7 protein-coding genes are annotated in these 6506 nt (G+C 39.6%); 5 read left to right on the top strand and 2 right to left on the bottom strand.

Going from position 1 to position 6506, the window contains the following annotated elements:
* From QM657_RS19815 to QM657_RS19795, 5 genes are all read left to right on the top strand, one after another.
* A partial coding sequence (locus QM657_RS19815; RefSeq protein WP_415068428.1) for a CdiA family toxin C-terminal domain-containing protein occupies positions 1-538 on the top strand: 538 nt, incomplete at its 5' end.
* A gap of 21 nt (positions 539-559) precedes the next feature.
* The gene (cdiI, locus tag QM657_RS19810; RefSeq protein WP_415068427.1) at positions 560-937 is read left to right on the top strand and encodes a ribonuclease toxin immunity protein CdiI; all 378 of its coding nucleotides are present in this window, start codon (positions 560-562) and stop codon (positions 935-937) included.
* A 959-nt stretch (positions 938-1896) separates the two neighbouring features.
* Positions 1897-3123, top strand: coding sequence for an IS110 family transposase (locus tag QM657_RS19805; RefSeq protein WP_415068426.1), 1227 nt, complete (start codon positions 1897-1899; stop codon positions 3121-3123).
* Positions 3124-3156: 33 nt separating this feature from the next.
* Positions 3157-3564: an AHH domain-containing protein gene (locus tag QM657_RS19800; RefSeq protein WP_415068429.1), complete on the top strand. Its 408-nt coding sequence runs from the start codon at positions 3157-3159 to the stop codon at positions 3562-3564.
* A 29-nt stretch (positions 3565-3593) separates the two neighbouring features.
* Positions 3594-4172: an imm11 family protein gene (locus QM657_RS19795; protein ID WP_415068425.1), complete on the top strand. Its 579-nt coding sequence runs from the start codon at positions 3594-3596 to the stop codon at positions 4170-4172.
* 281 nt (positions 4173-4453) lie between these two features.
* Here the strand turns inward: QM657_RS19795 and QM657_RS19790 are convergent, their stop codons facing one another.
* Positions 4454-5332 carry an MBL fold metallo-hydrolase gene (locus QM657_RS19790; RefSeq protein ID WP_415068424.1) on the bottom strand — a complete coding sequence of 293 codons (879 nt, stop codon included), beginning with the start codon at positions 5330-5332 and terminating at the stop codon, positions 4454-4456.
* A gap of 13 nt (positions 5333-5345) precedes the next feature.
* Positions 5346-5903 (bottom strand): helix-turn-helix domain-containing protein, encoded by a 558-nt coding sequence (locus tag QM657_RS19785; protein WP_415068423.1) that lies wholly within the window; start codon positions 5901-5903, stop codon positions 5346-5348.
* Positions 5904-6506 lie beyond the last annotated feature (603 nt).

Here is a 6506-nt window from a genome sequence, read left to right as displayed (position 1 = left end):
CTTAATAAATAGGTATACCGCGATGAAGAAAAGTGGTATGATTGTGGGCATAGAGAGTGGTCCAGGGATTGTTGATGATGTGATAGAGGGTTCGGGGAAGATTAAGCCAACGCCAGAGTTGGAATCACATATAAAATATACTGATCCAACAGTGCCTAGAAAAAAGGGCATAGGAGGAGCACATAATAAAGAACAGTTATTAACTAATGATATTGAAATTGTAAAGTCCACTCCGCATCCAACACTAGAAGGCGTTGAAACGATTGAATATCAAATGCCCAAATTAGATAAGATAGGAACTCCAATACCAGGAGAATATCAAAGTGGAGTACCCAAAGTTAAAACAGTATATGATCCTAATATTATAAGCGATGAAGTCTACATGGAAAAAGGAGTTCAAGCGGCTAACGATGCCCTTTCTAAGAGTCCTGATGGTTTGCTACCAAGGGAATGGGTCGGCAATGATGGTGCTGGAGTAAAATGGAGAGGATATAGTGATGGAAATGGGAACATTACATCGTTCTTTCCAGAACAATAAAAAACGATTAGGAGATTAATCATGAAAAGAGATTTTAGGCTTCTTGATCAAAATATGCTGGACAAAGAACATTTTCCAGTACAAGCAGTTTTTAATATGGTCAGTGATGAGAGATTTATTCAGATTGTAGAAGGAATAAGTGAGGGGAGAGGATTTGGAGAAAACTTTGGTGCTTGTGTTTTTCCAGACGATTTAGATGAATATGATATTGCAACAGAAGGCATATTTGAAGGTGTTGAGTTTGGTCTACATAGTGGCGAAGAGGTAGTTATTGATTATGTAACTTTATATAAATATCTACAAATAATTTCATCATCTTTTATAGAGGATTATCCAGATAAACAGGAAACTTTAAATAAGTTATTAAATATATATAAGCAAAAATACAATATTGAGTAATTAGAAAATAAAAAGGATATTAATTCGAATTTACGGGCTGTCTATTCTTTGATTCATTGGTAATGTTTAGATGGAGTCGTTCATAACCCCGTAACTCATTTGTGTAAAAGGGCTTTTCTTGTAAATATGACTCCGGTTACGACCCCAATGCCAGGAATCCAACCCCGCTGAAAAAGTCCTCTCAGCCTGCATCGCAGGCTGAGGTAATCAGAGACGGGGAGTTTTTGACCCCGGCTCTTTAACCTGCATCATTTTCGACCCCATGGTTCACCTCTGTTTTAGGGCAGGAAATGAGAGTAGCTTTTCCTTTATCAGATTTAAAAATTGGTTGTAAATGTGCGGCTTGAAGCATATGAAAAACGGGCGTATATTCGACATTTTTCTGATAAAGCAGCAGGAAGACGAATAGGAGGTAACAGCAATCCAAGCATTTGTTAGATAAAAAGGGAAGAGCAATCCTTTACAACTTTGTCCAACAAGGCGCTTGATTGCCTGGATGGCATACATGCTCCACCATCGGTTTTAAAGGTTCACAGGGGCGATATTTTGCGACACAGGGCTAACAGGGAATGGGACATCAAATCTGCGTTGCCATTGGTTTGTAATATCTGCCTACCCCCATGGTTCATGGTGAACCATGGGATTTACAGGAAATCGGTTCTATGGTAAAATGGGGCTGCCGGGGGTTACAGGGGGTAAAATATCCCTTTCTGTAGCTCCCTTTTCCGTTCTTTTTTCTGCTGTTCTTTCTTCTTAAAATAAAACCAGAAATGACTTGCAATCCATTTGATACAGAGTTAACATCAACAACCAATAAAAGAAATAACTTGTCTTTTCACCCATTGGTTTGTTGTAGATAGGCTGTCGAACCCTTGCGGACTCAAAAAGAGTTAACACTGTCATCTGAGGTTGCCGGTACGGAAACTGATTGGTTGGAAACAAGATCAGGAGGGAGAGAATTGCAGAGAAGAGAAAATCTGCTTTATGTATGGATTGACCTGCATAAAGAAACTCATACCGCAGTGATGGTAAACTGCTGGAATGAAAAGTTAGAGGTTGTTGTGATAGAAAATAAGCCAAGGGAATTTAAGAAACTGGCGGAAAAGGTGAACAGAAAATCCAGTATTCTTGGACTTGAACCCGTTTATGGGTTAGAAAACGCTTATGGCTACGGCAGAAGCTTAGCTGTCTGGCTGATTGAAAGTGGTTACAACGTGAAAGACATCAATCCTGCTCTGGCTTATGACCAGAGAAAAAGTGCACCCATGTACCGAAAAAATGATGAGTATGATGCGTGTTGTGTGGCAACGGTTCTGATTAATCAGTTACATACGTTACCTGATGCAAAGCCAAAAGATAATGAGTGGACACTGGCGCAACTGGTGAATCGGAGAGATTTACTGGTAAAAGACGGCATCCGTTTTAAGAACGGACTTCATGAGCAGATATCTATGGCATATCCCAGCTACAGTAAGTTTTTTAGCGAGATAGACGGGAAATGTGCCATGTATTTCTGGAAGACCTACCCGTCCCCTGTCCATTTGCAGGAAAAGACGGCAGAAGACCTAACAATCGAATTTAAGGAAATATCTCGCATTGCGAGAAGAGATAAAGCAGAGTTGATTCTGGATTGTGTTCATAATGATGGAGATACCTTTCGGGAATATCAGGAATCCAGAGACTTTATCACAACAAGTCTGGTAAGAGACTTGGAACATCAAAAAGAAGAATTGGCAGGGCTTGATAAAGAAATCGAGAAAATCCTGCTTAGTTTTGATTATAAACTGACCAGTATGCCGGGAATAGGAACTTCTATTGCCAGTAAGCTGATTGCAGAAATCGGAGATATCCGAAGATTTTCCAGTGCAGACAAGCTGGCAAGATTCGCAGGAGTGGCCCCTGTGAAGTTCAGTTCTGCCGGAAAAGGCAAGGAACAAAGCTCCAGACAGGGAAACCGCCAGTTGCACGGACTGTTTTATTTCCTGGCAGTAACCATGGTATCCCGACCAAAGAACGGAGTACCTAATCATCCGATATTTTATGACTATTATATGCGGAAAATCGGTGAAGGTAAGACAAAGTCTCAGGCACTGGTCTGCATCATGCGCCGTTTGGTGAACATAGTGTACGGAATGATGAAAAATAAGACAGAATACCGGGAACCACTGCCAGAAAAAGAACAGTAATTTTTCTATTTAAAAACAGCACAAAGACGTGCTATACTTTTTTTAAACGAATACGAATTTTCACCCCTTTCCGTATATCTCAGTACTCCACCTGAGGGTTCGGGGGCTGGTATTAAGGGTGGTTCATCAACACCTAAACCAAAGCAAGTACATCATTATGCTTCTGATAAGAGTAAAACATATACACAATCATTTAAAGATATTACGGATAAATATGGACTTGATTTAGATGATGTTTGGAATAAAGAATTACTCCCACATCAAGGAAGACATCCAAATGCATATCATGATTTTATATTGGATGAAATGAGGAACATTGATAATGTTGCACAGGGTAATAAGGATATATTTTTAGATTTATATGAAAGCGAGATAAAAAGTATTATTCGGGAACAGCCTGATATGCTGTATTCAAACTATTGGGAAAATTTGAAGGAGTGAGAGGTATGTTTTATAAATTAACATTTGATATGGATAAAATTGATGATTCTATAAAAGATGGGACAAATACCATTTATGCAGAAACAACTAATTTAGATGAAATAGTTTATTTAGATATTAAAAAGGGATATTTTGATAATATTATCTTATCCCAACATAACATAGTTGATTGGCCAAATGTTGAATTCTACTATAGTTCAAAAGTATCAAGTTTAGAAAGTGATTATTTGTTGAATGTGAAACGGTGGCCTATAATCCATGTTAGAGTTATGGAAAAGTTTGTGGAGATGGATATTAAGGGGCTTAGTTATTTTCCAATAAAATTAGTTGATGTGGTTACTAATAATATAAATAATAATTATGTGTTAATGTATATAGATAATTTTATTGATGCATTTGATATGGAAAGAAGTAAATATAAATATAATGAAAAATATAATTTATATACATTTATTCCTCAGGAAACTTATTTAAATAAAAAGATATGTAGCCAATATGATATCTTTAGATGCTCTAAAAGTGTAGCTGCAATATATGCTTCCCAAAAGATAAAAGAAACAGTTGAAAAAAATAATTGGACAGGTTTTGATTTTTATAAACAGAGTTAAATATATTAAAAGGATTGAAAAAAGAAGTTTCACAATTCTGTAAATTGAAATCCTAAAACTAAGAGGGAAAGTTTTCTCAATAGAATGGCTTTCCCCTTTTACAAATGTAACTTTAAAAGGAATTTAGTAATTTCCCTACCCGTATACCGTCAATAAAGCCATGGCGGTAGAGAAAGGCTTCCTCAAAGGCTAACTGTTCAGCCGTAAGATAAATGAAATGGGACAATATTTGGCTAGGGTTAGCTGCGCAAAGCAGCATTCAATATAGTCTTCATGCCCCCTTAGGTGTGTGCCCACAGTGGCAGACCGCTTTTAAAATCGACATTAATTTTCCCCGTATCCTTTAGCCACGCGAGATAAGAACGAACTGTGCTGCCCACGAGGACATACTGCTCAAAATTCATCGTGAGACCATACTCGTTGAACAACTTTTGCAGGATATGTTCAAAACAGAGCGGTTCCCTGCAGAGCAGCAGAATCTTTTCCTCAATCTCATGTACCTTGTCAATGTTGAGCTGGGCGAGCGGTGCGATGTCGTTTGTTGCCTCCGCATGGGCAGGAACAAACATGGTGGCTTTCAGTGTTTTTACCGTTTCCAGCGTATTGAGATAGGCTGCCACATCATAAATAAAACTGATCTGATATTTATCCAGCGTTTCTTTGCTGGACAGGCAGTCTGCCAGATAGACCACATCGTCCGCATCCCGGTAACCAACCATGTCGAAAAAATGCCCCGGTAAGGGGAGAATGGTCATACCGCCCGGCAGCGCCTCCGCATTCAGATATTCCGCGTCGCTCTCCTGAGCCATCAGAAATTTGTGCCGCAAATCCTTGGGCGGATAGCCGCCATACAGAAAGGATGGTTCCAGCAGAGGGTGGCGCGTAAAGTCGCAGTCGATCCCCGGCGCGTAGATTTTACAGTCTGTCTGACTCTGCAAATATCTGTTTCCCCCAATATGGTCAGCGTTGGAATGGGTGTTCAGAATCACTTTCAGGTACCAGTTGTTCTTCTCCAGAATCTGACGGACTTTTCTTCCTGCATCCTTGTCGCTTCCGCTATCCACCAGATAGACCTCGTCATCATGATCCAAATAAAGCCCGATTTTCGCGGGGCAGTTAATATAATAGCTATTGCTTCCGACCTTTACCAGTTCATACATTGCTGTAACCTCCTTATCGGTTTGGATAGAAAATCATATTGTGGACCGTGCAAATTTCTTCGAAGGGATTGCTGTAAACATGCGGCGTATCCGCCCTAAAACGAAGCGCCTGCTTTTCCTCCACCACGACGGGTTTTCCGTTTAAGTCAAGCTCCATCTTGCCTCGTAGAACTAAAATGTATTCCTCAACACCGTCCAAATGCTTCTCGGAGCGGTGATCGCAGCCCGGATCAAACTCAATGTAGAATGTTTCCACATTTCTTACAGGATCGTAGGTGAACAGCGGATACGCCCTCATACGACCGTCATCCTCAACGATAACGTCTTTCGCCTGCAAAGCTGCTACAGCATATTCCGCCTGCTGTTCTCGCAAAAACGAGGATAGAGGAATCTTCAACCCTGTTGCGATCTTCCAGAGCGTATTGACAGTGGGGGACGACTGCCCTCGCTCAATTTGCCCCAGCATTGGCTTGCTGACAGCAGTGATCTTTGCCACTTCATCCAGAGTGAGGTTTTGGCTGGTACGTATTTTCTTCAGTCTTTCCCCTATGCTTGGAATGGATGTAGTCATTATGCCCTCCTTAAATATGTTATGTTATTATAATTAGTTATTATAACATATTTAATGGGGGCAGCAAACTATAACCAGATATTTTTATGATTTTTTGATTAAGAAAAAATAATAATCAAAACTTGTTCACCGTCCTTATGCAAGTATTGACTGGTAGGTGCTGGAGATGTAATAAACAGAGAGCTGTTATGGCAAACCAATGATGTAATGGCTCAGATTGTTGTATTGAGATTTTATTTTTTCATAAACTAAAAAAAGCTTTGCTAATTGCGACAAACTTATCTTGATTTGACAGCATTGCCGGATAGTCGCCATGACCAAACAGATACTGTTGACCATGTCCTATTTTACGAAGCATTTGTGCAAAAATCATATCATAAAACCCTGTTGGAAAGAATAAGTCCTCTCGACTTCCCGTAAGCAGAATATCAGATTTTGATTCTGTAAGTGGTTTGTAGAAGAAGTCTAAATGTTTAGTAACACTAATTGGTAAGGGAAGAAAAAGCAGAAAAGTATTTTATGCAACAATGTGGGAACCAAGTGGGAGCCCCTCAAATATGTGGATGACGCCATTATGGAAGCAGACAGGGCGCTGTTTGAAAC

This window comes from Lacrimispora sp. (assembly GCF_047605665.1).
Lineage (GTDB): Bacteria > Bacillota > Clostridia > Lachnospirales > Lachnospiraceae > Lacrimispora.
The sequence above is the reverse complement of the archived record's forward strand: the minus strand, read 5'-3'. Positions and strand labels throughout refer to the sequence as shown.

Coding starts and splice junctions, on each gene's coding strand:
- QM657_RS19795 (WP_415068425.1), top strand. CDS start 3,594: ATGGATAAAATTGATGATTCTATAAAAGATGGGACAAATACCATTTAT.
- QM657_RS19785 (WP_415068423.1), bottom strand. CDS start 5,903: ATGACTACATCCATTCCAAGCATAGGGGAAAGACTGAAGAAAATACGT.
- cdiI (WP_415068427.1), top strand. CDS start 560: ATGAAAAGAGATTTTAGGCTTCTTGATCAAAATATGCTGGACAAAGAA.
- QM657_RS19790 (WP_415068424.1), bottom strand. CDS start 5,332: ATGTATGAACTGGTAAAGGTCGGAAGCAATAGCTATTATATTAACTGC.